The organism is Xanthobacter versatilis, assembly GCF_043193975.1.
Classification (GTDB): Bacteria; Pseudomonadota; Alphaproteobacteria; order Rhizobiales; family Xanthobacteraceae; genus Xanthobacter; species Xanthobacter autotrophicus_E.
The window spans coordinates 79879-102414 of the sequence record NZ_JBAFVB010000003.1; the positions used below are offsets into that span (position 1 = coordinate 79879).

26 protein-coding genes and 1 tRNA gene are annotated in these 22536 nt (G+C 59.9%); 7 read left to right on the forward strand and 20 right to left on the reverse strand.

Annotated elements, in window-relative coordinates:
* Positions 1–28: 28 nt before the first annotated feature.
* Entirely contained in the window at positions 29–2359 is a 2331-nt protein-coding gene (locus V5F66_RS07805; RefSeq protein WP_394093608.1) for a Z1 domain-containing protein, read from the reverse strand.
* A 488-nt stretch (positions 2360–2847) separates the two neighbouring features.
* Between V5F66_RS07805 and V5F66_RS07810 the strand changes: the two genes are divergently transcribed.
* Positions 2848–2932, forward strand: a tRNA-Leu gene (locus tag V5F66_RS07810).
* Positions 2933–3505: 573 nt separating this feature from the next.
* Here the strand turns inward: V5F66_RS07810 and V5F66_RS07815 are convergent.
* From V5F66_RS07815 to V5F66_RS07850, 8 genes are all read right to left on the reverse strand, one after another.
* On the reverse strand, positions 3506–4042 hold the full coding sequence (locus V5F66_RS07815; RefSeq protein WP_244543488.1) for a peptide-methionine (S)-S-oxide reductase: 537 nt from the start codon (positions 4040–4042) through the stop codon (positions 3506–3508).
* Between the two features lie 53 nt (positions 4043–4095).
* A complete protein-coding gene (locus tag V5F66_RS07820; RefSeq protein WP_092161060.1) occupies positions 4096–4590 on the reverse strand; it encodes a Dps family protein in 495 nt (164 codons plus the stop codon).
* A gap of 198 nt (positions 4591–4788) precedes the next feature.
* Positions 4789–5055, reverse strand: coding sequence for a hypothetical protein (locus V5F66_RS07825; RefSeq protein WP_092161058.1), 267 nt, complete (start codon positions 5053–5055; stop codon positions 4789–4791).
* Between the two features lie 166 nt (positions 5056–5221).
* On the reverse strand, positions 5222–5503 hold the full coding sequence (locus V5F66_RS07830) for a DUF427 domain-containing protein (protein WP_052818854.1): 282 nt from the start codon (positions 5501–5503) through the stop codon (positions 5222–5224).
* A 66-nt stretch (positions 5504–5569) separates the two neighbouring features.
* Positions 5570–5842: a glutaredoxin 3 gene (grxC, locus tag V5F66_RS07835; RefSeq protein ID WP_092161056.1), complete on the reverse strand. Its 273-nt coding sequence runs from the start codon at positions 5840–5842 to the stop codon at positions 5570–5572.
* 52 nt (positions 5843–5894) lie between these two features.
* Positions 5895–7160: a thiolase family protein gene (locus V5F66_RS07840; protein ID WP_092161054.1), complete on the reverse strand. Its 1266-nt coding sequence runs from the start codon at positions 7158–7160 to the stop codon at positions 5895–5897.
* A gap of 65 nt (positions 7161–7225) precedes the next feature.
* Positions 7226–7969, reverse strand: a complete 744-nt coding sequence (locus tag V5F66_RS07845; RefSeq protein ID WP_092161052.1) for a ferredoxin reductase — start codon at positions 7967–7969, stop codon at positions 7226–7228.
* Positions 7962–8567: a sulfite oxidase-like oxidoreductase gene (locus V5F66_RS07850; RefSeq protein WP_092161050.1), complete on the reverse strand. Its 606-nt coding sequence runs from the start codon at positions 8565–8567 to the stop codon at positions 7962–7964. The genes V5F66_RS07845 and V5F66_RS07850 overlap by 8 nt, the downstream gene beginning before the upstream one ends.
* A gap of 724 nt (positions 8568–9291) precedes the next feature.
* Here V5F66_RS07850 and V5F66_RS07855 point away from each other — a divergent pair.
* Genes V5F66_RS07855 through V5F66_RS07865 form a run of 3 tightly spaced genes read left to right on the forward strand, consistent with a single transcriptional unit; the run spans position 9292 to position 11540 of the window.
* A complete protein-coding gene (locus V5F66_RS07855; RefSeq protein WP_092161048.1) occupies positions 9292–9765 on the forward strand; it encodes a TlpA family protein disulfide reductase in 474 nt (157 codons plus the stop codon).
* A gap of 3 nt (positions 9766–9768) precedes the next feature.
* Positions 9769–10260, forward strand: a complete 492-nt coding sequence (locus V5F66_RS07860; protein ID WP_092161046.1) for a DM13 domain-containing protein — start codon at positions 9769–9771, stop codon at positions 10258–10260.
* An 8-nt stretch (positions 10261–10268) separates the two neighbouring features.
* Complete coding sequence (locus tag V5F66_RS07865) at positions 10269–11540, forward strand: MFS transporter (RefSeq protein ID WP_092161043.1); 1272 nt, start codon at positions 10269–10271, stop codon at positions 11538–11540.
* A gap of 21 nt (positions 11541–11561) precedes the next feature.
* Here the strand turns inward: V5F66_RS07865 and V5F66_RS07870 are convergent, their stop codons facing one another.
* The 7 genes from V5F66_RS07870 to V5F66_RS07900 form a co-directional block, all read right to left on the reverse strand.
* Positions 11562–12011 (reverse strand): hypothetical protein, encoded by a 450-nt coding sequence (locus V5F66_RS07870; RefSeq protein ID WP_092161041.1) that lies wholly within the window; start codon positions 12009–12011, stop codon positions 11562–11564.
* Positions 12012–12102: 91 nt separating this feature from the next.
* Positions 12103–12663: a hypothetical protein gene (locus V5F66_RS07875; RefSeq protein ID WP_244543487.1), complete on the reverse strand. Its 561-nt coding sequence runs from the start codon at positions 12661–12663 to the stop codon at positions 12103–12105.
* 106 nt (positions 12664–12769) lie between these two features.
* A complete protein-coding gene (locus V5F66_RS07880; RefSeq protein ID WP_394093609.1) occupies positions 12770–13738 on the reverse strand; it encodes a magnesium and cobalt transport protein CorA in 969 nt (322 codons plus the stop codon).
* Positions 13735–14439 (reverse strand): glutathione S-transferase N-terminal domain-containing protein, encoded by a 705-nt coding sequence (locus tag V5F66_RS07885; protein ID WP_164146003.1) that lies wholly within the window; start codon positions 14437–14439, stop codon positions 13735–13737. The genes V5F66_RS07880 and V5F66_RS07885 overlap by 4 nt, the downstream gene beginning before the upstream one ends.
* A gap of 132 nt (positions 14440–14571) precedes the next feature.
* Positions 14572–15111, reverse strand: a complete 540-nt coding sequence (msrA, locus tag V5F66_RS07890; RefSeq protein WP_164146002.1) for a peptide-methionine (S)-S-oxide reductase MsrA — start codon at positions 15109–15111, stop codon at positions 14572–14574.
* 1 nt (position 15112) lies between these two features.
* A complete protein-coding gene (gene msrB, locus V5F66_RS07895) occupies positions 15113–15556 on the reverse strand; it encodes a peptide-methionine (R)-S-oxide reductase MsrB (RefSeq protein ID WP_116089488.1) in 444 nt (147 codons plus the stop codon).
* Between the two features lie 146 nt (positions 15557–15702).
* Positions 15703–16578 carry a LysR family transcriptional regulator gene (locus tag V5F66_RS07900; RefSeq protein WP_289388824.1) on the reverse strand — a complete coding sequence of 292 codons (876 nt, stop codon included), beginning with the start codon at positions 16576–16578 and terminating at the stop codon, positions 15703–15705.
* A gap of 229 nt (positions 16579–16807) precedes the next feature.
* Between V5F66_RS07900 and V5F66_RS07905 the strand changes: the two genes are divergently transcribed.
* Together V5F66_RS07905 and msrA (V5F66_RS07910) are read left to right on the forward strand one after the other, a co-directional pair.
* Positions 16808–18040 carry a bifunctional alpha/beta hydrolase/OsmC family protein gene (locus tag V5F66_RS07905; RefSeq protein WP_116089482.1) on the forward strand — a complete coding sequence of 411 codons (1233 nt, stop codon included), beginning with the start codon at positions 16808–16810 and terminating at the stop codon, positions 18038–18040.
* Between the two features lie 32 nt (positions 18041–18072).
* Positions 18073–18606 (forward strand): peptide-methionine (S)-S-oxide reductase MsrA, encoded by a 534-nt coding sequence (gene msrA, locus V5F66_RS07910; protein ID WP_116089487.1) that lies wholly within the window; start codon positions 18073–18075, stop codon positions 18604–18606.
* A gap of 82 nt (positions 18607–18688) precedes the next feature.
* Here msrA (V5F66_RS07910) and V5F66_RS07915 read toward each other — a convergent pair whose 3' ends face one another.
* The 3 genes from V5F66_RS07915 to V5F66_RS07925 form a co-directional block, all read right to left on the reverse strand.
* Positions 18689–19183 (reverse strand): MarR family winged helix-turn-helix transcriptional regulator, encoded by a 495-nt coding sequence (locus tag V5F66_RS07915; RefSeq protein WP_219628103.1) that lies wholly within the window; start codon positions 19181–19183, stop codon positions 18689–18691.
* Between the two features lie 440 nt (positions 19184–19623).
* Positions 19624–20583, reverse strand: coding sequence for a YeeE/YedE thiosulfate transporter family protein (locus V5F66_RS07920; protein ID WP_299177143.1), 960 nt, complete (start codon positions 20581–20583; stop codon positions 19624–19626).
* A gap of 26 nt (positions 20584–20609) precedes the next feature.
* Entirely contained in the window at positions 20610–21032 is a 423-nt protein-coding gene (locus V5F66_RS07925; protein WP_394093750.1) for a MarR family winged helix-turn-helix transcriptional regulator, read from the reverse strand.
* A gap of 367 nt (positions 21033–21399) precedes the next feature.
* Between V5F66_RS07925 and V5F66_RS07930 the strand changes: the two genes are divergently transcribed.
* Positions 21400–22302 carry a LysR family transcriptional regulator gene (locus V5F66_RS07930; protein ID WP_394093610.1) on the forward strand — a complete coding sequence of 301 codons (903 nt, stop codon included), beginning with the start codon at positions 21400–21402 and terminating at the stop codon, positions 22300–22302.
* On the opposite strand, the gene V5F66_RS07935 is transcribed toward V5F66_RS07930, so the two are convergent.
* Positions 22299–22535, reverse strand: coding sequence for a DUF2274 domain-containing protein (locus tag V5F66_RS07935; protein WP_299176815.1), 237 nt, complete (start codon positions 22533–22535; stop codon positions 22299–22301). The two genes, V5F66_RS07930 and V5F66_RS07935, sit on opposite strands and share 4 nt — an antisense overlap.
* Between the last annotated feature and the right edge of the window lies 1 nt (position 22536).

Below are 22536 nucleotides of genomic sequence, written 5' to 3' on the forward strand. Positions count from 1 at the left end.
GGCACCGGAGCGCCAATCCCGGCTGAACTCAAGTAGCAACTTTCGTCGCGAAAACGCAGGGCTCGGCATCGGTCGGAGCAGCGAAGAGCGGCCACCAGAACTTATGCGCGGTCCAGCCCAGCTCCCGGCCGCCTTCCTGCTGGAGCAAGATAAGCGCCGGCTTAGAGCGAGGCTCACCCAGAACCTTCCTGCGAAGGGATGTGCCGAGGATCGAGCGGCCGGATTTGTCACCCGATCCCGCCCGCGACAGCTTTCTGCCAGTCTCGGCGTAGATCAGGATTTTGCCGTTCCCGCCCTGCGCCACGTCGGCATAATAGTCGATCAAGCCGCGCATGGCAGCCCACTCGAACTCGACCGTGTCGAACTCCATGCTCTTCTCGATGGTATCGATGATAGAGATGGCAGTCTTGCGATCGACGGCCACGAAATCCTCCTTGTCGCGCCATTCCGGCCTGATCAGGCGATCCAGTTCGGCTTGAATCTTCGCCATCGTCGTACCGCCCTTGGTCTGGAAGTCACTGGGCAGCAGCATGTCGTTCGGCGAGACCGCAACGACGGCGCTCAGTAGGACCTTGTTAGGCGCGCAGGGGCGCACGCGTCGGGCGCCATCGGACTGGATAAACACCACGCCGGCATCATGCGCGCCCGTCTCGAAGGCGTTTCGGAGCGAACCCTCAAGGGCATTGATCGTGTACAGCCGGTCATAGACTGCCCGTGACGTGTAGAACCGGGTCACCGCCAGGTCGCGACGTTCGCGATTGCCGTACATGCGCGAGTGCTGCAGCACCGTGTCTGCCTGCATCGTCTTGGGGTTGCGCCCGTAGTAGAATGAGATGAGGTTTGGGATCGTAATGCCACGGTCGAGGATGTTACCGCCTACCCAGATGTTGTAGGGCGTGCGGAGCTTCAGCTCGGCATTGGCGTCGAGCAGAGCCATAACGTCTGTGTCCGAGTTCACCTTTTCGACCGCCACGTCGTCGCTCTGCAGGGCGTCGATGAAGGCATCGAAGGCGTCGTCGCGCGGCGGCATCTTACCCTTGTCGGCCAGCACCGATGCCTCGAGGTCGGCGTAGGCCGCGTCAAACAGCGGACGCAGTTGCGTCGGGTCGTTCTCGGCAGCATCGACGATTGCTTGGAAGATCCAGTCGATCACTTGGTCCTGCCAAGCGTGGGCTGCCCGTGCAATGTCGTTGTGGATCACCATCGCGTACTTTTTCGCGCGCTCGCCGCCTTCACGCTGCTGCCAGCGGCGCACGCCGACGGCCACTACGAAGGTGATGATGGCGCGGCGCAGGCCGGAGACGTTGTCGGTCTCGAGCACGTTGTTCGAGCTGATGCGGCGCTTGTCCGGACGGCGCAGGGCGTCCTGCTCCTGCTCGGCCACTTCGACTATCAGCTTGCAGCGGGGATCGTCTTCCTCGAAGGGTCCGAAATAGTCGTCGCCGCCGACGTAGCCGGAGTGGATCGGCAACAGCTTGGTGAAGGCCGGACGCTTGGGCTTAAAGACGTAGTTCGTGTTCGCCTCGTCGTAATCCTCGGGCTGGAGGTACAGCGAGTAGGGCGTAGCGGTGACTTGGAGAAAAGCGATGCCCGTGGTCATTTCGCGGAGCTGATCAATCTGATCGGCGATGGTGCCCTGGTTGATCGCGGGATCGCCGGCCTTGCGTACGAAACGAACGCTGGCGAGGTCGGCCTCGTCGTCTACGAGCAGGACCTTCCGGTTCTGCAGGTCCTCATGCTTCTCGATGAATTCGATCAGCTTATCGAGATTGCGAGCCTGCTTTTTGGCGACAATGACCACTTTCCGGCGAAGTTCGCTGCGACGCAATGTGCCCGGCAGGTTCATGATGTCGACCACTAGGAATTCGTCGTCTTCGATGAACTCGGCGAAATCGCCTTCGAGACGGCGAACGGTCTGGGCCGAGAGCGTCTTCGTACCCTTAGTCAGAACGATGGCCATGTCGAAGCCACGGTCGAACGCCCTGGCGATGACGCCGACGAAGCCGCGCGTTTTGCCCGACTGGATCTTACCTAGGAGCATGCCCGGCTTGTCGCCGGTGGTGGATGCACTCTCGAGCTCGTCCACGATCTCTTCTATGCAGTTGGAGAGCGCCTCGTCGTCGTTCCGGAAACTCTTGAGACGCGGGTAGTAGGAGGACGATTCCTCGAGTGCGTTAAGTTTGCGATTATTGCGCTTGAGCCAAGCGCGGACCTGCGTGCGCCGGAATACGGGGCCGGAGGCCAACTCCTTGAGCGGCTGCGGGAAATCGGATGACCGAACTCGCCAGTTGGCGACCGCCTGCGTGCTCACTCCCGCCATTGCCGCGATTTCGTTGATGCCGACCAGATCGTGCTCCATGGACTTCCTCCGTGAATGATTGTCACAACTGTGTACATCGCTCACGTGTCATATGTCAACACTTGTGACGCCCTATGTGAAGCTGTCGTCATTTGCCTACATCTTCAGCTCAGGCTAAGCGGTGCTGGAAAGACCGGAATGGGCTTTGCACGGTGCCTGATCCGTGCATTCGTAAAATTTCGATAAGCCTTCCTGCGGTGCCGGTTACCTATGTCCGACACTGCGCAAAGCCCAGCCTGAGCACGCCGAATACGAGCTTCGCAATTGCGACCCTCCGCTCACGGCTCGATAATGAAAAACTTCTTAGGGGCACCACAGGTGCAAAGAGATAGCGGCGAAGCGGTCGGGTGGAGACGTCCAGTTGCCACTAAAGGCCTGACAATCCGATTGAAAATGGCCTCGGTTTCCGTCTAGAAATTCTTCCGCAGGTGCTGTATAGGAGCGCCAAGCTACCCTCAGGCGCACTGCACGCAGGGGTTCGGCACCGTGCGGGTGTGGTGGAACTGGTAGACGCGCCGGATTCAAAATCCGGTTCCGAGAGGAGTGTCGGTTCGATTCCGACCACCCGCACCACCTTTAATCTCAAGGTAAACCGACGGCCAAAAAGTTCGAATCTCACCCGGCTCGCCGGAGTCGGTGAAAATGCGAACTTCGATCTGCCGATTCCCCTCAATCATATCCAAAGGCCCGCCGTCAAGATGCGCAAGCGTGATCGACTGAGAGCAGAAAGGATTGTCGCCGCCGGCGGGCCGATGCCGAATCTCCGAGAGCGCGCAGTGATGTTGGCGGAGAAGCTAGGCGAAGTCCGCACCCGTGATTTGACGGAGGTCGGCATTCCTCGGTGCTACTTAACAAGGATGTGCGAGGAAGGACTGTTGATCAAGGTTGGCTACGGGCGTTACCGCGCTGTTCCACGGCGAGCCGCTTAACCGGAACGCTGCCGGCCGTCAGTCCGAAGATGGGCCGAATAGGCGCACCGCGCTGTCGATGATCAGTTGGGGTCGCGGTTGGTGTAGTTGAGAGCAACCCATGCGTATCCGACAGGGTTGCGGCGGACATGGCCGATTCCGGGGAACGCCGTATGGGGCATGGCAATCAAGGTCTCATTACGCGCGAACTCGTCGAATGCTTCAGCACGGAGCCGCATTAGAACCACGAGCCATCACCGCTATCGATGACTTGCCGGACAGTCGGGTTCGCTTCAGGGAGCGCCAGTTCCGAAAAGTGCCGTCGGATATGATCCAGCTTGGGATCGATGTAGCGGCGGCAGAAGGGCCTGCTCGGGTCGGTTCGATAGTAGTTTTGGTAACGCTCGTCCGACGCTCTGAAACCTTTAAACGGGAGGACCAGGGTGTGCACCGCCTTGGCAGACGCGCCGGCGAAGCGGACGATCGCCTGTTCGGCCTCAGGCCGCTGGCTCTCTTCAAAGATGTAGATCGCGCTACGGTATTTGCTGCGAGGTGAACGGGCCCTGGCAGCGGAATGCGTTCTGAGATGGACCTCGGAAAGCGTCGCCAACGGAATAACCGATGGATCGAAGGTAACGATCACGCCTTCTGACCAGGTATCCGCCGGCGCGTCCGACTGAACAAAGCCCTGGTCGACCTGGGCGACGCCGCGCAACGCCTGGAACACTCCTTCTGTGCACCAATGGCACCCCCCTCCAAAGCCGGCCTTCGCCATCATCACCTCCACGCCCAGGCGTCATTCCTGACGTAGGTTTGCCCGGCGAAGCGCTAGCGGCTGATTTCGAAGAGGAACCACGCACGGCGCTCAGCCTCGTCCGTCCAGGCATCGATCAGGCCGGACGTCGCATTATCCTTCGCCTTGTCCGCGACGTCCTTTGCGCGGCGAAACGACTCGACCATGTGGAGATTGTCGGCGCGGAGCTCGCCCAGCATGTCCTGCGGCGTCACGAACTCAGCATCATTGTCCTTGATGGTCTGGTGGCGCGCGATATCGCCGATCGATCGTATGGTGGTGTTGCCAGTCTTTCGGGCGCGCTCGGCGATCGCATCGGCGGCGGCGAGGATCTGTGCGGCCTGCTCATCAAGAAGCAGGTGATAGTCCCTGAAGTAGGGTCCGGAGACGTGCCAGTGGAAATTTTTTGTCTTCAGGTAGATCGCGTAGCTGTTCGCCAGAATAATCTTCAGAGCTTCGGCGACGGTCATCGCCGCGCATTCGTCAAGATCAGAAGGCGTCGGAAGGGTGGCGGCATTGTTGTTCGTCATCGCTTGGACTTTCTCAATCTGGCTTACACGGGAGCCAGCACCGATTCCCCCACGGATGGTGATGTATAGAAGATGAATTCATCGCCAGACGAAGTCCAATGATCAGCGGCTATAGTTTCGATACCTTTGAGCGACATGCGCAATCGTAGGGGGCGGGCGTCGCAGGCGGACCGGTCGGCCGGGACCTCCACCTGCCCGTCAGGGGTCCGGTCGGAAATCCAGCACGAACGCCACGACCTTTTCGGCGGACATCTCGCACGGCTTCAGCAAGGTTTTGTCTGACGCAACGCGGTAGAGGTTGAAGCTGACAATGTCGGTCCCGGCCAACTCCCTGGCGAACAGGCTGTTGCGGCGCCCATCCGCGGATCGCCGGACAGTCAGGCCGAAACGCCGGCCTTCGTAGGCGCCTTCGCTGTATCCCTCCGCAAGCTTGGCGAAAGCGGCATCGAACCCGGCATGCTCCATCTCAATCCACCCGTCTTGATCCGGCAGAGCCGCAAGGATTCGACGCTGTTGGCGCCGAACGGCCCGGGGCAGTATCCTTCAGCCGAGCCGCTTCGGGATGGGCGGACGATCTGAGATGCCGGCGCTTGCACAGGGCCATCAGCGAAGCCGCCGCCTGACCGGTCTGCTATGCAACGTCCACGCCCTTCCAGAAAGCGACGTGATCCCGAATGCCCTCGGCTTCCGGCGTCGGATCGGGATAGGTCCAGGCCGCGTTCGCGTTGAGCGCATCGCCCACACGAACATGGAAGTAGCGCGCGGTGCCCTTGATCGGACAGACGGACGTGTGCGGGCTCATCTCAAGCAGGCCAAAATCGACCGCCGACGGTGGGAAGTAGTGGTTTCCCTCGACGACGACCGTCTCGTTGCTTGTGGCGATGGTGGCGTCATTCCAGATAGCTGAGACCAACGGACTCTCCTTTCCCGTTCAAAAACCGGCACGGGGTCACGGGGTGTCTGCCCGGGCCGCATCCCCTCAGTTGGCGCGCGGCGTGCGCCCGAGGAGTTTGTCGAGTTCGCCTCTGACATCGAGCTCGAAAAGCTCGTCGGAGCCACCGACATGCGTGCCGTTGATGAAGATCTGCGGCACAGTGTTTCGACCCGACGCCTCCGTCATGGCCTGCCGGTGAACCGGATCCGCCTCGATATCGAGTTCCTTCCATTGCACGCCCTTCTCCTTGAGGAGCGTCTTCGCCCGGCGGCAGAACGGGCACCAGTTCGTGGTGTACAGCAGCACATCAGTTGTCATATCGCGTCTCCGACAGTTGGAAGCGGATCGCTGTCATGGCGTTGATCTACGGTCAGCCGCGTTCGAGGAGGGCGACTGTGCCTTGACCGCCGTCGGCGCAGATGCTGACGATTGCGCGCGATCCGGGCGGCATGGCCCAAAGTTCCTTCACCGCCTGGCTGAGGTCGCGCGCGCCTGTAGCGCCGAACGGATGACCCAGGGCGACCGAGCCTCCATTGGGATTGACGCGGTCCCAGTCGAAATCGCCCATAGCCGCCTGGACACCGGCTGTCGCGCGCACCCACTCCCGATCGGTGATGGCCGCGACGTTCGCCAGGACCTGGGCTGCGAAGGCTTCGTGGATTTCCCAGAGCGCGATGTCGGAGAAGCTGAGTTTATGCCGCGCGAGCAGGCGCGGAATGCCATAGGAGGGCGCCATCAGCAGACCCTCGATGTGGAAATCGACGGCAGAGATCTCGTAGTCGACGAGCCGCGCGTAGGGGGTGCCCGCCGGGAGTCTCGCCACACCGGCTTCGGTAGCGACCCAACACCCGGCGGCTCCATCCGTAATCGGTGAGCTGTTACCGGCGGTCAGGGTTCCCCTCCCGCTGTCGCGATCGAAGGCGGGCTTGAGTGCGGCCAGCCGTTCGGGCGACGTATCGGCGCGCGGGTTCGCATCGCGCGCCAGCTCAGGCAGCGAAATCACGAGATCGTCGAAGAAGCCACGTTCCCAACCAGCGACTGCCCGCTGGTGGCTCTTGAGCGCCCAATCATCCTGCGCGACGCGCGAGACCCGCCAAGCCTGGGCGGTCTCCTCCATATGATCACCCATCGTCCTTCCGGTGATCCGGTTGGCCCAGCCCTTTGTGGGGAGCACGTAGTCTCGTGGAGTCAGAGACTGGAGGGCGGCAAGCGCGGCGGTCGCATCCTGCGCAAAGAGGTCGGTGAGCCGCTTCGATGCATCGGCCGTCAGGGCGATTGACGGCCGGCTCATGACTTCGGACCCGCCGACCATGGTGAGGTCGGTTCCTCCGCCCAGCATCCCTGCCGCAGCGAAGGTCGCCGTCATGCTGGTCGAGCATGCCAGGACGACGGAGAACGCCGGAACAGTCGGATTGAGCTTGGCATCAAGCCAGGTTTCGCGAGCAATATTGCTCCAGCCCAAATTCGGGATCACGGTTCCCCAGACAAGGAGATCGGGCTCCGCCTGCGTCGCCATCGCCTGTACGACAGGCACGGACAGAGAGATGGCGTCGTAAGCCGCCAACGCGCCTCCACCGCGGCCGAAAGGGGTCCGAAGGCCGGCTGCAACGAAGACGGGTTCGGCAAAGCGGCTCATTATGATCTCCAAACTATTTCTGGGCTGCACTTCCGCGACGGCGGAACGCGCAGTCGCTTGGGCCGCTAACCACCGTAGCGCTCGGTTTTGATAATGGTGGGGTCCAGGCCGGCCAGCAGCGCGCCCTCGGTCGCGATGTTGACGAAACCGTTGGACCCGCAAACGAATACTTGTGTCGGCTTTCCGTGAAGCCGAGCCAGAATTTCCTGGACCATCAAGCTGTCGATTCGTCGCGCAAAGTCCGATGCGCGGATCGGTCTCTCGCGCGTGATCGCCAGCGCCAAGACGAACGCCGGATCGGCGATTTCGATGGAATGAAGCTCTTCTGAAAAGAGAACGTCCTCAGCGGTTCGTGCGGACAGGAGCAGCGCTGTCGGAACGGTCTGGGCCAGTGCGCGGCGCTGCCGGATCATTGCCATCAACGGCACGAGGCCGGAGCCTGCCCCGATCAACAGAACCGGGTCTATGGCAGGTTCAGGCCATAGGAAATGGCCACCGAGCGGACCACGAAGCTCGATTTCGTCGCCGATCGCTGCGACATCGTGAAAGAACGGCGAAACTTCGCCATCCGGCAGGCGCTCGATAGCGAGCTCGACGGTCGGGGACGAGACTGCCGACGACGCGATCGAGTAGCTACGCATCGCACTGTAGCCGTCAGGCGCGGTCAGCCGGACATCGACGTGCTGACCTGCGATGTGCGCGAACGGTTTGCTCAACCGAAGGATGAAGCTTTTGATACTCGGGGTTTGTTGGACGATTTCGTCGATTACGCATGGCTGCCACGCGATTTGCGCGCCGTTCTCAGTCATTGGTGTAGCGTTGCTCGCGCCACGGATCGCCGTAGATGTGATAGCCGCGCAGCTCCCAGAAGCCCGCCTCGTCACGCGTTGTGAATTGCAGCGCGTTCACCCATTTGGCGGACTTCCAGAAGTAAAGGTGCGGAACCAGAAGACGCGCCGGCCCTCCATGATCGCGGGGAAGCGGCTTGCCCGCATAGTTGAGGGCGACCATCGCTTTCCCGGAGAGCAGATCCGCCAGCGGGACGTTTGTCGAGTAATTATCGTAGCAGTGCGCCAAGACGAAATCGGTGGGCCGATCGAGCCCTGCATCTGCAAGGATGTCTTCGATGAGTACGCCCTCCCACGCGGTATCCAGCTTGGACCAGGACGTGACGCAGTGAATGTCTCGGGTGATCTTGGTCTTCGGTAGGGCGTTGAACTCGCTCCAGTTCCACACTTTGACGGGCTTCGGACCGATCTTGACGGTGAATTTCCAATCGGAGGGCTCCACGCTCGGCGTTGGCCCGGCCGTCAGAACAGGGAAATTCTCCACGAGATGCTGACCTGGCGGAATCCGATCGGACTGGTCGCCGCCTGAACCGCGGCCGGTGAAACCTCTAGTGACCATAGCGAAACCCCCTTGCTTGTCACGACAGACCTGAACCGGCATCAATTCAGAATTCTGTACAAGACCTTTGCACGCACATCCGTCGAACGGGCCAATTGACTGAAAATCAGAATACCGGATGTTATATCAGTATAGAAATGCGTTGTACTCGCGTTGAGTCGTGATTATTTTATGTACACTATAGCGTCAGTTCAGTATGATTTCCAAATACCCTGTCGCTATAGTTTTGATAGCCTTCACAGTGGCATTACAGGCGTATCCCCGTTGGCGGATTTCGACCGGACCCCGTTGATTGCCAGTGGTGGTGTAGATGGGGGGCGAGATCGCCGTTGCTAACGCTACCGCTGAGAGGTCGACATGAGGGCAAGCCCATGCATTCGGCAGCAGCTACGATCGTCCGCGCTTATCAAAGGATAGCATATAAGCGTGGGCTGCCCGTCACTGCCATTCTCGAGCTGCTATGCCTCCGAGCTATGTAGGCGCGGCCCCCGTGGCTGGACAGATGTAAGGTATAAAAACTATGTCGCGCCGCTATTGGAAAATCTCAGCGGATACCTTCATAGTCTGACGCGCGACACCTTTAATGGCCAAGTATAGTCCGAAATAAACGTCGATATGATCGATCAAGACTTCAGGATGCAGGGTGCAATCAAGGTCAGAAGTTCGCATACCGTCGCGACGCTCGACCATCCGGCGGGCTTCTGCATCGGGGTTGGAGGATCAGATGAGCGTGGACGAACGACAAGCGCCTGAGTTGCGGGTGCAAAAATGGATTGGCGAGGATGGAAGAAGCGTGGTCGCGCCGCTCAAACTGGCGGATTTCGGCACCGGCCCAAAGATCTTGTTCGCATTTCAGCACTGGTGCCGTGGCTGCCATCTGCATGGGTTTCCGACGCTACGAGTGTTGCATGGTGCATTGAGCTACAAGGGCGTGGGGTTCGCAGTGATCCAGACCGTTTTCGAAGGAGCGCATGAGAACACCTTCGAGAAGCTGCGCGTGAACCAGCTCAAGTATGAGCTTCCTGTCGCTTTCGGTCATGACGAGCCACCAGTCGGCGCGACGCTTCCCACGTTCATGGAGGACTACCGCACACGGGGAACGCCCTGGTTCACGGTTATTGACGCTGGCGGCCGCATCGCTTTCTCGGACTTCCATCTCGACGCGGACCAACTCGTGAAGGAACTGGAGCTCGCGTAACCAATGCGGCGTTGGCTCATCCTGATTGCCAGCCATCTCGTCGTGCTCGCAATGGGCTTTGCTGGCGGCATCTATACGCTGCCGATCCTCACAGCGCCCCGCGCGCCGGACACGGCAGCCTTTCAGATGATCGCGACTGAAACGCTTTACGCAGGGCGCCTGGCTCGCGATCTCAAAGGCAGCGACCTGCTTCATTGGGGGGAAGGCGAAATCCGGGTCTCGCGCAATCGGATCGCACACATTGGGCGGCTCGCCCCTGGTCCCGACTACAAGCTCTACCTTGCCCCACGTTTCGTCGACACCAAGGAAGCCTTTCTCCAGATCAAGGGCGAATCGCTCCGCGTGGGCGACGTGAAGACGTTCAACGGCTTCATCGTCGAGGTGCCTGTCGGCGTCGATGTTCGCGACTACAGCGCGGTCGTCGTCTGGTGCGAAGCATTCGACCAGTTCATCAGTGCGGCAGAGTATCAACCCTCAAGTCAGGCTCGAAAATGAGCCCGGCGATGGATACCATGAGGTCTGCAGGTAAGCGCGGCCTAGTTCTCGCGCCAGTGGCGGCGCTGCTGCTGAGCGTCGCCGCTTTGCTGCTGGGCAACGGCCTGCTAGGCACGCTCCTGATCGTGAGAGCCGGCCAGGAGGGGTTCTCGACCGGCGCGATCAGCGCGATGATGTCCTTCTACTTCGCGGGTTTCACGATCGGTGCGCTCGTGTTGCCGCGGATCATCGTCTCCGTAGGGCATGTTAGAACCTTCGCCGGCTTTGCGGCCATCGCTTCGATGACCGCACTTTTCCATGTGGCGTTCGTGGAGCCGATCGCCTGGATGCCGCTTCGCCTGATTACCGGCTTCGCCTATGCAGGCATGATCCTCGCAACGGAGAGCTGGCTCAACGCGCACGCAGTGCAATCCACGCGCGGGCAACTCCTGTCGATATTCGGAGTCGTCTCGATGGGCTCATGGGCAATCGGGCAGGCGCTACTCAACATCGCACCGCCCGCCGACGTGACACTGTTCCTCATCGTGTCGCTCTTGATATCGGCGGCTGTGGTTCCGATCACCTTGCTGCCCAGTCATCCGCCGGCCCAGGTCGAACAGGAGCGGGTCGTATTCAGGGACCTCGTCCTCGCATCGCCCCTCGCTGCTGCTGGCGCGTTCCTGGCCGGCCTGGCTATCGGCGGTTTCTGGGGCATGGGCCCAAACTTTGGCCAGAGGATCGGACTCGATGTGGGCGGCATATCCGCCTTCATGGCTGCGGTTCTTGGTGGAACGCTGGCGTTGCAGTGGCCACTCGGCTGGCTTTCGGATCGAGTGTCCCGAAATCTTGTCATCGCCGGTGCGGCACTGGCGTCCGCGGCGGCTGCCGTCGGCGTAGCGATGGCCGCGGAAGCACCTCTGCCCCTGCTCCTCGCGGCGGGTGCTCTTTTTGGTGGCTTTGGCATACCGATCTATTCGTTGTGCCTCGCGGTCGCGAACGACGATCTTCCGGCCAGTCGGCTACTGGGCACCGCGCGCGGGCTTCTGCTACTCAACGGGATCGGGACAGCCGCGGGCCCCCTCATCGGGGGAGCGGCGATGGCTATCGTAGGTCCAGGCGGCTTGTTCCTTTATGCGGCGGCGTTGCTCATCATCCTGGCGGTGCTGGCCGTCACACGCAGGCAGCCGAGTCCCCCAAACCAGGCCAAGGCCGGCGCCCGTTGTCCGAGCACGCCGATGATCACGGGATCTCTCGATACGATGATATGCATGCAAGGAAAGACCCAGGACGTTCGGCATTAGTGTGGGCGGCGGTGGGGTGCCTTATTCTACGTCTTCTACTGTGAGATCCCGTCCGTTGAACTGCACGGTCTCCCCGGCTCGGGCACCCTCGATTGCTTCGAAGATCGGCGCCATCGTGGAAATGCCCATGAGCTCACGCCCCTGACAGGTGAACTTGCTCGTTGACACCGCGATCACAAAGTGGCGGCCAGACAGCTTGACGACTGCGCCTTCGTTGACGGCCAACTTGGGACCGAAATCGATCGTCCTGAGTTTTTCGAGTTTATCAGCATAGTCATGGAGCGTGTCATCGAGCGCTTCGGCGAAGTCGCTTGCGACCTCGGCCTGAGCTAGTTCGTCGTTTTCGATCGGTTCGCTCCGATCGAGCCGAGCGGTGGAGACATAATCCAGATAATTGTCGCGAGCGCTATGCAAGGCTGCAGTTTCCATCGAAAGCATAGTTTCCCGAATATGGTCTTTATTCCAATCCATAAATCACCTCGTTATGTTTCGATAATACAAATATCCGGTAGACTGGTCCGCGACCTCTTCGGGAGGGGACCACAGGGGCTCGCTGATCCTGCTATTCATCGCTGATGACGTCCTCTCCCTGATAAGGAATTCTAATCAGCCGTGAATCTCGGATGATGCTTGTGACGAGCCAGACATATGACCGCTCGGCGGTATCGAAGCCGAGAATGCTGAAGGCTCCGCCGAAGGGGCATGCTGGGAAGTCTGGAAAGCCCTGCCGCACAACGTAACGCTCGGGATCGCGGTCAAACTCGCTCTTGTAGACTTTGCGCAGTCCGTGCTTGCTCGGCACATCCTGGTCACCTGCCGGGACTGTTTCCCGATGCGCTACGAGGCGCTCAGAGAGGTCGCGGTGACACATTTCGTCGAATACGTCGAACGCGTCGATCAACAGGCCCTTGTGCCCTGTCGCTGGATCGGTGATCGCGTAGATGTTGGAGGCGTCTTCTGCGTCACTCCCGCTTTCGAGACGTAACGCCGCGTCGATGCGAAGGGCGCAAGGGTCCAGTGTTGATCCGAGATCGAGATCGACGAGATTGCCGTCTTTGACGCGGTACTCGCGGTTGTAGCCCTTGGCGACGAAGGACTGCACTGTTTCTAGAACGTCGGTCACTTGGGATGTCACGGCTGCACCTATGCTTGGTGTCGTATTGAGCCCGCCCCGGCGTCGGGCGCGCTGTGACCGGTCGGATGACGGCGAGTTTTGCGAGACGCGGTATTCACAGCCACTTGGCCATCTTGAAGCGCACAAACAGGAAAAGGCAGGATATCGCCATCACCCCGAGTACGACGAAGTATCCGTAGGCCGTGTCCAGTTCCGGCATATGCTTGAAGTTCATGCCGTATATTCCAGCGATCGCCGTCGGGACTGCGAGTATTGCCGCCCAAGCGGCAAGCTGACGGGTGATCACCCCGATCCTTTGTGCTTCCAAAAGGCTGCTGGCCTCAAAGACTGTAGACAGGACCTGAAGGAGGCCGTCGACCATTGACTGCACCCGATCGACGTGATCCGCGACATCGTTAAAGTACGGCCTCACTTCGGCGCTGATGCAGGGGAAATGCCCGCGGACGAGTTTTCTGACCAGTTCGGCCATAGCGCCGAGCGTGCGTTGGAAGCGCGTGAGTTCGGCCCTCAGCCCGAAGATGCGGGCGACTTCTGCCCGTCCGAGAAAATCGTCTAACGACCGTTTCTCCATCGCGAGGACGTCATCCTCGATCATTTCGAAGATGGGCAGATACTGGTCGACGATACGGTGCAAGATCGCGTGCAGCACGTAGTCGACACCCTTTCCGAAGAGCGCCGGCGAAGCCTCGAGTTGCTCCCGAAGTTTGCCTAGCGCTCCGGCGTTGCCGTGCCGCACGCTGATGAGATGATTGTGACCGGTGAAGATCGCCATCTTGCCGTAGCTGATCCGGTCGCCGACCAGTTCGGCAGTCTGCGCGACGATGTATAGCTCGCCGTTGTAGACGTCGAGCCTGGGCGGGCACAGCGGGTGCATCGCGTTATCGATTGCCAACGGATGGAGGTGATACGTCGCCTGAAGCGCGTGAAGTTCGTCGGCGGTGGGATCCAGAAGAGCGATCCAGCAGAAGCCCGAACGACTCTCGCCCAGTTCAATGCGCTCGTCGAGCGCGATTTCCCGGACTCGCTTGCCTTCGTTGTAATAATAAGCGGCGATGATGGTCATGCAGGCCTCGCAGGAATTCGCAGGCCACGCTGTACCGCGGGCCGCGCCAGCCCGCGCCCGACCCATGCCTGGACGTTAGGATAGCTGCTAAGGCCGAGGATGTCGCCAGCAGCGTAAAATTCAACCAGCGCATTCACCCAGCCAAACGTCGCGATGTCCGCGATCGAGTAATCATCGACAATCCATTCGCGGTCTTCCAGGCGGCGATCTAGGACCCCGAGAAGACGCTTGGATTCATCGATAAAGCGCTGCCGAGGCCGCTTGTCCTCATAATCCTTGCCAGCAGATCGCAGGAAAAAGCCAAGCTGGCCGAAGGTCGGCCCGATGCCGGACACTTGAAAGAACACCCAGGCCAGAGTCTCGTATCGTTGGGTGGGTGTGGTTGAGATGAACTGGCCAGTCTTTTCGGCCAGATAGACGAGGATCGCACCGGTTTCCCATATGCCAATGGGCTGGCCGTCAGGGCCAGCCGGATCGATGATCGCGGGTATGCGGCCGTTGGGATTCAACGACACGAACGCTGGATCTTTCGATTCGTTGTTCGAGATGTCGACGAAGTGGGGCTCGTACGGCAGGCCAGTCTCCTCCAGCATCATCGAGACCTTGACGCCGTTGGGCGTGGGGGCCGCGTATAGTTGCAGGCGATCCGGATAAGATGCTGGCCAGCGCTGCGTGATGGGAAAGGAGGAGAGGTCTGTCATATCTGGATCCTGGCACTGCGACGGCGGCTGAATGAAATGATCTGCTTCAAGGCCAGGTTCGACGACCGCGTCGATTGACGCGGTCGTCGAAGGTTGCGAACCGGATCGACGCGACACGGACGGCAGCGAAGCTTATTCCGCTGCAGCCCCGGCCGCAGGGCTCATATCGCCGGCCTCACGCCGCTTCGGAAGAACCCAGTCGGGACGGGGGAAGTGGCATGTGTAGCCACCCGGCCGTTTCTCCAGATAATCTTGGTGGTCGGGCTCGGCCTCCCAGAAATCTCCGACCGGGACGACTTCAGTGACCACTATGCCTTTCCACAGCCCGGAGGCATCCACGTCGGCGATCGTGTCCTCGGCGACGCGCTTCTGCTCCTCGTCGACGTAATAGATGCCCGACCGGTAGGAGAGCCCAATATCACCGCCCTGGCGGTTCTTGGTCGTCGGATCGTGGATCTGGAAGAAATATTCCAGGATGTTCCGGTAGCTCGTCACCGCCGGGTCGAAAACGATCTCGATCGCCTCGGCATGCGTGCCGTGATTGCGATAAGTGGCGTTCGGAACATCGCCGCCAGTGTAACCTACACGAGTCGAGACGATGCCGGGCCGCTTGCGGATCAGATCCTGCATGCCCCAGAAACATCCGCCTGCGAGAATAGCGCGCTGATGCATGTTAAGCCTCCTCTACCTGATCGAGATATTCACCGTATCCCTCGGCCTCCATTTCGTCGCGCGGGATGAAGCGAAGGGACGCTGAGTTGATGCAGTAGCGCAGACCGCCGCGGTCGGAAGGACCATCTGGGAACACGTGGCCGAGATGGCTGTCGGCATGTACCGACCTGACCTCCGTCCGGACCATGCCGTGTGCGCTGTCCCGCACCTCGTTCACGTTTGCCGGAACGATCGGCTTGGTGAAGCTGGGCCAGCCAGTACCCGAATCGAACTTGTCCGTTGAAGCGAACAGCGGCTCGCCCGACACTATGTCGACGTAGATGCCAGGCTCCTTGTTGTCGTTGTGCTCGCCCGTGAAGGGCCTTTCGGTCCCCGACTCCTGGGTAATCCGGCGTTGCTCGGGGGTCAGGCGGTCAACTGCTGTCTGTGACTTTTCAAACTTCATGATAGTCTCCAATAATTAATCTAGAGAGCTAGACACACTGTCATTTATCTTGGCAGTCATCGCGTCGACTATCGCAGTACGCCTCAGATTTATCCAATACGCTGCGCGTATAGTTTCCATAGCGCCGAAGCTCTTCAAGTCGTAATTCAGTTCCACTCGTACCGGGCTGCCAGTTGCGCGATCTTCCGTATCTCGACCGTTGCCGTGGAGCCGGATACCGTCGCGATCACGACTTCGCGCTCCAAGTCAAATCCGTCGATCGGCCGAGTAACGAGGCCTTGCACGGTGGCCGATCGTTCCGGAAGAATGCATATGGCGTGGCCGTCAGCGACGACCCGTTGCACCCAGTCCTCGCGATCTGATCGAAAGCGGGGTTGCATGAGCAAGTCCCGCGGCGCGAAGTGATCGAGGATCTGATCGCGAAACTCGCATTTCAGGCGATCAACGAAAGGAAATTCGAGTAGGTCCTCGCCGCTAACGATCTCACTGGCTGCTAAGGGATGGTTTGCAGAGCAGCCGAGCACGAAGCGCTCCCGAAATAGAGGATGCACATCCAGCTTGCGTTCCGGTCTTGTTTCACGCGGCATGATGCACGCGTGGTATTTTCCTGAAAGCACCTCCGATGTGTCCTCGTTCGACTGGAGCGAGTGCAGCTTGATTTCGATGGATGGCATCTCCGCCAATGCGCTCTCGAAGAATGCCGTAAATTCCTTTGGTCCGACGGTGGGCGCGACGGCAACATCCAGCACGCGGTGCCCCCCCATCGCCCAGTGCTCCGAGTGATTGCGAACGCTCTTCATCGCGACCACCATGCGCCGGAATTCTGCCTCGACGTCATGGCCAAGGCCAGTCAGGCGGCTATTCTTCCCGTCGCGATAGATCAGCGGCCCGCCAAGCTCATCTTCCAAGCGGCGGATCGCGCGGGTCAGACTTGGCTGTGACACACCGCTCAAGCGAGCGGCCGCTGTGAAATTCAGCGTCTCGGCCAAGTTGATGAAATAGCTGACTTGATTGAGTTCCATAGTCCTTTGGCCCATGCGCCTGACTGATGCCTCTTCCGTGAGACCGCCTTCGGAGAGCAGGCCGCAGAAGTATGCTTGGCGCATATAATCACGATCTAGGGGCTTGTCTATATGCGCGAGGCATATAAATGATACCCTGAGATGACGATTATTCGTTTGGCGGCGCGCTCCGCTCAGTTCCGTCGAAGGTTCTGGGAGCGGAACGGCCAAGCCAATTGCTGGAGGTTCGATGGACATGGCAGAAAAAACATTCACGTTTGCTATTGGGGCTGGCTCTCAGCTTTCCGGGCACCTCGAACCGCCGGAAGGGACGCCGCGGGGCTGGGCGATCTTCGCCCACTGCTTCACCTGCGGGAAAGATAGTCGCGCCGCCGTTTACATCTCGCGCGCGCTGTCGCGTGCGGGCATCGGGGTCTTGAGGTTCGATTTCGCCGGGACCGGGATCGGTGGTGGGACGGGAGAACCTGTGAACTTTGCGTCGGACGTCGAGGACCTACGGGCAGCCGCAAAGGCTATGGCGGCGGCGGGCATGTCACCGTCCCTCCTCGTCGGGCACAGCCTGGGTGGCACCGCTGCGATCGTAGCCGCCGCCGACTTGCCTGATATTGCGGCGGTCGCGACGATTGGTGCGCCGGCCGACCTTCAGCATATCTTGCGCCTCTTCGGACCGAATGATCTGGACACCATCGCGAGCGAGGGCGAGGCTTCGGTGGAGATCGCCGGTAGGCCCTTCCTCATTCGCCGCGGGTTCCTTGAGGCGGTTGAGGGGATCGACGTCGAGAAGTCCATTGCCTCTCTGCGACGTCCGGTGCTCGTGATGCATTCTCCGCTGGATCAGGTGGTCGGGATCGACCACGCGTCGCGCATCTTCGTCGCCTCCAGGCATCCAAAAAGCTTCATCTCTCTCGACAACGCGGATCACCTTCTCACCGATGTTTCAGACGCCAACTACGCCGCGGCTATGGTGGCGGCTTGGGCAAGCCGCTTTCTCCCACCACTCACCACGGATCTTCCGCAGGTCGAGGTCGCCGAGGGCGTCGTCGCCACCGAAACTCTTGAGGGGACGTTCCAGCTCAAGGTCCGCAGTGGCGAGCACACTCTGTTCGCCGATGAGCCAGCGACGGTCGGTGGTCTCGGAACCGGCCTATCTCCTTACGAACTGGTATCCGCCGGCCTCGCAGCCTGTACGGTGATGACGATGCGTCTCTATGCAAACCGCAAGGGCTTTCCGCTCGAACGGGCGAGCACGACCGTGCAGCACGAGAAGGTGCCGGACATGATGCCGCCCGACCGATTCACCCGCACCATCGCCCTCGATGGGCCGCTGAGTGATGATCAGCGCGCTCGAATTCTCGCGATCGCTGATCGGTGTCCGGTTGATTTAACTCTTGTCCGGGGTTCCGACGTACAGACCGAGTTCTCGAGCACCAATCAGGCTGCGGATCCCACGAGGCTGGCTTGACCTTGGCGCTTGCAGAGAAAGGCGAACGGACTGTGAGCCAATCAGCTACCGGTAATGAGGCGGTCGCAACAGAGCGAGCGGTTCTCGCAGGCGGCTGCTTCTGGGGCATGGAGGATTTGCTGCGCCGAGCGAAGGGAGTCGTATCGACGCGTGTCGGTTACATAGGCGGAGAAATGCCTGATCCGACCTATGCGAGACATCACGGTCATGCGGAAGCAGTGGAAGTGACCTTTGACCCTTCCGTTCTCAGTTATCGCTCTCTCTTGGAGCTCTTCTTCCAGGTCCACGACCCCACAACCTACGAGCAACAGGGCAGCGATGTCGGTCCGAGCTATCGATCGGCAATTTTCTATACCACCGAGATGCAGAAGGAAGTCGCCCTGGCGACCATCGCCGAGATCGAGGCATCAGGTCGCTGGCCTGGCCCGGTCGTGTCGGAAATCAATCCGGAAGAACCCTTTTGGGAGGCGGAGCCAGAGCACCAAAGATACCTGGTACGCTATCCTGGGGGCTATAGTTGCCACTTCGCGCGTCCGACCTGGCGTTTGGATAGATCAGCTCAATGAGCAAGTCGGAGATACTGTCTTAATACCTGGAGAATGGAGTCGAAAGCGCGACGCGTCGCTACAGGCCGAGATTGCGAGCCTTCTACGCGTCGTCGCTCTTCTCACGGTCTACACCTCGTTCATACAATTCGGCATCAATGGGGCAGTTCGTGCAACCCTCGTAGCAGCACAGCCGGCAGATGCGGTATGACTGCTCCAGGTTTTCCAAGCGATTGCGAAGAACGCGTTCAGCGATGTCCGATAAGATTTTCAGTTCGTCTGGATTAAGGATCGATAGCCCTTCGGCAATCACTTGATCGCGCGAGGCTAGGACCTCGTCGCTCGCGACCTTGCCAACTGTAGTAAGATAGAGAGATCGCGCGCGCCCGTCTGTCGAATGCTCCCTACGCTCGATCAATCCCTCGGTGGCCAATCGATCCACTAGGCGAACGGTCCCCGCATGTGAAAGGCCCACCCCGACCGCAAGCATACGGATCGAGAGCCCGGGCTTGTGCGCGAGCAACGCCAGCGCTGAGGCGGCGGGTCCAGCTTCCGGCGCCCGCGATGAACTAGCGCGAACGATGTCGTCGCTGATCATGAGTGCGAACGCCCCAAAAATGTTTCGATCTCGAGGTCCATCCATTGCCACATCTATATGTGCGCGGAGCATAGACAGCAAGTCATACCGTGGTCTTCTTCCTCCGGGAGGCTTATGGAAAAGGTCTTGTTTTAAAAGGGTTTCGGAGGATTTCGACTGATCAAGCGCGCCGAAGAAAGCGGGTCCGGCCCGTCAAGGCCGCGGAACCGTTGATACCTGGCGGCTATAGGGCGAGCCTCTCCGCTCGGAATCGCCATAGGTCGCGCCCGAGAATCACCGCGCGTCAGCGCCGTCATCCAGGCCGCGCAGGTAGATCAGCGACACCGAGCTTGCCCCCGAAGGATGTGCGCGCGATCAACCGTATAAATAGCGAAGGTGGCCTTTTTCATCACCACCCCAGATGTCGCGGAGCAGACTGCCGGCGTCCTCTGTTGCCCTTATCATGGCCGTGAAAGGCGGCGCCGAAACAAATTACCACGCGCTGCAAATCCGAAGACGATTGTCATCGTCATCAGAAGGTAGGCGACTATCCCACCAGGTGAAAGAGTCGGAACCGCTGCGAGGATCAACCCATCATTCCCGCCGGGTATGAGCGCTATTCCGATACCCATCAATGTGCCGCCGACGACAGATCGCAGAATGCCATTGGCTGTCGGCAGTTGGAGACGCAGATTTCCTTGGCGAAAGGAGGCGGTAAGGGCGCCTGCGATCGAAGAGATCACCGCAGTGAGCGCGACCTCGCCGGCCGGCGACATTCTGAGAGGAAGGGCGCGTTGAATCACGTCTGCGAAGGTCCAGGCCGGCGAGAGTGCATATAGAAGTCCGCCAGTGATACCGAGTCCAATCATCGAAGCGCCGAACGACCAACCCGGCTTTGTTCGCAGAACGCTCTTCGTGGAAACGAAAACGAGTGCCAGCACGAGCACAACTAGGAAGGCTAGGAGAGTAACGAGGCCTGTTGCACTCGGTTTGGAGATTAAGCTTGGCCATGTTGAATCGTAGCCGAACCTGCCATGGTCGGCAGCCAAGATACCAATCGTTAATCCCAAGGGTAGAGCTAGAAGTCGCATCTCCCCATCCCCAAGCCGCGCCAGCGATCCGAGCAGGCATGTGTCATTAATGAGTGCGCCGAGGCCGAAGGCGATGGCGCCGATGAGCAGGAGGAAATTGATGCTGGTCGAGGGTGCGAGTGTTGCGCCCAGTGTTCCCGTCCAGACTATCGGGACCGCAACCAGGCCTGCCGCTGCCGACGCTGCGAGAAATCCGACGAACATTTTCGGCGGCTGTCTTCTGTGTAACTCATGAGCGGCCACCACTAAACAGGTTCCGCCTTGGTTCGCCGCATATCCGAACCCGAAGGCAAGTACGCATAGAAGAAGTTCGAGCGCAAACGATCCCATTATATCAAGCCTGCCTGATCATATCGTCAGCCTTCTGATGCGACGTTCCAGCGTGGCGAGCGCCCCGGCTTAGCTTTACCACGGGAAGGCGCGATCCTGCTGTAGCCGCACAGATGGCAAAGGCTGACCGAGCCATCTTTGTCGAAGCCGTTTGCCACAAGGAGCCGCTCTGACAGCATGCCTAGAATGTCGAGGTCATTGGGCGACAGGGGCGAAACACATTCGGAGATCACCTGCTCCCGTGCCTTGAGCAAGGCTTCCGTTATCTTCTTCCCCGAATTGGTGAGGTGAATGAAGCGCGCCCGCCTGTCGGTGATTTGTCTTCGTCGTTCCACCAACTGTTCGCGCTCGAGCCTATCGATCAATCGCACCGTCCCGGCATGAGAAAGCCCGATCGAGGTAGCCAAAACGCTGATCGGCAGTCCGGGCTCCATGCTGAGTAACACCATCACGGCGGTCCCCGGGCCGCTTGGTGAAAACGAGGCCGAGACACTGGCGATGCTGTCTGCAACCGCCAACGCGAGTGCACCTAAATGGTACTTGGCGACCTCAGGCTCCATACCGCAAGAATATATGCTTCGCGCATAGACTTCAAGCGTGTGAAAATGTATGACCGCCGCATGCATCTATGACAGATTCGGACATGGTCATGCTCATTGAGGGGCTCAACTCGGATTCCACATCTGAGATCAACGGACGTGCTCGTTTCCCAGGCGCTAGCGGGGGTGGGCTCGATGAAAGTGGACGTGCATGGGTGCCGCTCACCGGGCGCAGGCGGTTCGCCGATGAGACCGCCGGTATGATCGGACGGGTCTCATGCTCGACCTGACTCTTGATCTCCGATACCTGAAGTACGCCGTTCAGGTCGCCGAGGCCGGCAGCTTCCGCCGAGCGGCGGAGCGCCTATCGATATCGCAATCCACCGTCAGCCGACGTGTGCAGCTGTTTGAGCGCCAACTTGGCTTTTCTCTCTTCAAGCGTACGCGAGCGGGGGCAGGGCTGACTCCAGAAGGTGAGCGCTTCCTTCAACAAGCGGTGGTGGGAGCGCGCTACCTTCGTAACGCCGCAACGGAGATCCACTCCGCGCGGAAACTCAAGACCGGGCTCGTGAGGTTCGGAATGCTTGAAGCGTTCCCGGCGTGCCCGATCATCAACATTCTCTCGGCATTCAGAAATAGACATCCGACGATCGAGGTAAAGCTTGAGGAAGGCACTTCAGAAGAAAACACTTTGGGGGTGAAGCGCGGATTACTGGACGCAGCAATCAGCCTGAGTGCGAGCAAGAGCCCTCAGTTCCTAGTTCGACGCCTCTGCGAACCAAATCTGTTCGTGGCATTGTCCCCACTTCACGAGTTGGCAGCACGGCCACAGCTGTCGTGGGACGACATTTGTGACGAAGTCTTCCTCGTTCGCTCGGATGGCGCCGGGCGTGAACTCGCTGGAATGCTCCGGCGCATGGTGGGCGCCGAAGACGGAGCGGTTCACCTCTCGATCCAACAAGTCAGCCGAGAAACCCTGCTGACGATGGTCGAACAGGGCTTCGGTCTGACCATAACCAGTGTGGTCTACCGGCCGGATATTGCCTTGATTCCGCTCCCTTCGGCGCTGGCCCCGACGGCCGCTATGATTTCGTCCCGCGACAACGACAATCCGGCTCTGCCGTTACTACTGAAGTGTTTCGACAACCTTTCTAGGATTAGGCCGGGAGCCACCGATTAATCGGTGCTCCCCGGCGCCGACGTTCGCCTGGCTTTGGCGAAGCCACGGTCTGTCGCGATGAACCGTTGCAACATCGGGACGATTAACCGAGCTGGGTCAAGGGCGGACTGACCTTGCTCTCGGCCCAATAGGTGGGCGTAGTCAACAAGGTCCTGGTGGAGAGCTGCGGGTAGCTCGACCTGTACCTTAACCGGCTTTTCGTCCGCTATGGGGCCTAGCTTAAGCTTCGACATC

Bases quoted from the DNA above. Each gene is read 5' to 3' on its own strand.
- V5F66_RS07805 (WP_394093608.1), bottom strand. From the start codon at position 2,359: ATGGAGCACGATCTGGTCGGCATCAACGAAATCGCGGCAATGGCGGGA.
- V5F66_RS07815 (WP_244543488.1), bottom strand. From the start codon at position 4,042: ATGGCGAAGGCCGGCTTTGGAGGGGGGTGCCATTGGTGCACAGAAGGA.
- V5F66_RS07820 (WP_092161060.1), bottom strand. From the start codon at position 4,590: ATGACGAACAACAATGCCGCCACCCTTCCGACGCCTTCTGATCTTGAC.
- V5F66_RS07825 (WP_092161058.1), bottom strand. From the start codon at position 5,055: ATGGAGCATGCCGGGTTCGATGCCGCTTTCGCCAAGCTTGCGGAGGGA.
- grxC (WP_092161056.1), bottom strand. From the start codon at position 5,842: ATGACAACTGATGTGCTGCTGTACACCACGAACTGGTGCCCGTTCTGC.
- V5F66_RS07840 (WP_092161054.1), bottom strand. From the start codon at position 7,160: ATGAGCCGCTTTGCCGAACCCGTCTTCGTTGCAGCCGGCCTTCGGACC.
- V5F66_RS07845 (WP_092161052.1), bottom strand. From the start codon at position 7,969: ATGACTGAGAACGGCGCGCAAATCGCGTGGCAGCCATGCGTAATCGAC.
- V5F66_RS07850 (WP_092161050.1), bottom strand. From the start codon at position 8,567: ATGGTCACTAGAGGTTTCACCGGCCGCGGTTCAGGCGGCGACCAGTCC.
- V5F66_RS07855 (WP_092161048.1), top strand. From the start codon at position 9,292: ATGAGCGTGGACGAACGACAAGCGCCTGAGTTGCGGGTGCAAAAATGG.
- V5F66_RS07860 (WP_092161046.1), top strand. From the start codon at position 9,769: ATGCGGCGTTGGCTCATCCTGATTGCCAGCCATCTCGTCGTGCTCGCA.
- V5F66_RS07865 (WP_092161043.1), top strand. From the start codon at position 10,269: ATGGATACCATGAGGTCTGCAGGTAAGCGCGGCCTAGTTCTCGCGCCA.
- V5F66_RS07870 (WP_092161041.1), bottom strand. From the start codon at position 12,011: ATGGATTGGAATAAAGACCATATTCGGGAAACTATGCTTTCGATGGAA.
- V5F66_RS07880 (WP_394093609.1), bottom strand. From the start codon at position 13,738: ATGACCATCATCGCCGCTTATTATTACAACGAAGGCAAGCGAGTCCGG.
- V5F66_RS07885 (WP_164146003.1), bottom strand. From the start codon at position 14,439: ATGACAGACCTCTCCTCCTTTCCCATCACGCAGCGCTGGCCAGCATCT.
- msrA (WP_164146002.1), bottom strand. From the start codon at position 15,111: ATGCATCAGCGCGCTATTCTCGCAGGCGGATGTTTCTGGGGCATGCAG.
- msrB (WP_116089488.1), bottom strand. From the start codon at position 15,556: ATGAAGTTTGAAAAGTCACAGACAGCAGTTGACCGCCTGACCCCCGAG.
- V5F66_RS07900 (WP_289388824.1), bottom strand. From the start codon at position 16,578: ATGGAACTCAATCAAGTCAGCTATTTCATCAACTTGGCCGAGACGCTG.
- V5F66_RS07905 (WP_116089482.1), top strand. From the start codon at position 16,808: ATGGACATGGCAGAAAAAACATTCACGTTTGCTATTGGGGCTGGCTCT.
- V5F66_RS07915 (WP_219628103.1), bottom strand. From the start codon at position 19,183: ATGATCAGCGACGACATCGTTCGCGCTAGTTCATCGCGGGCGCCGGAA.
- V5F66_RS07920 (WP_299177143.1), bottom strand. From the start codon at position 20,583: ATGGGATCGTTTGCGCTCGAACTTCTTCTATGCGTACTTGCCTTCGGG.
- V5F66_RS07925 (WP_394093750.1), bottom strand. From the start codon at position 21,032: ATGGTGTTACTCAGCATGGAGCCCGGACTGCCGATCAGCGTTTTGGCT.
- V5F66_RS07930 (WP_394093610.1), top strand. From the start codon at position 21,400: ATGCTCGACCTGACTCTTGATCTCCGATACCTGAAGTACGCCGTTCAG.
- V5F66_RS07935 (WP_299176815.1), bottom strand. From the start codon at position 22,535: ATGTCGAAGCTTAAGCTAGGCCCCATAGCGGACGAAAAGCCGGTTAAG.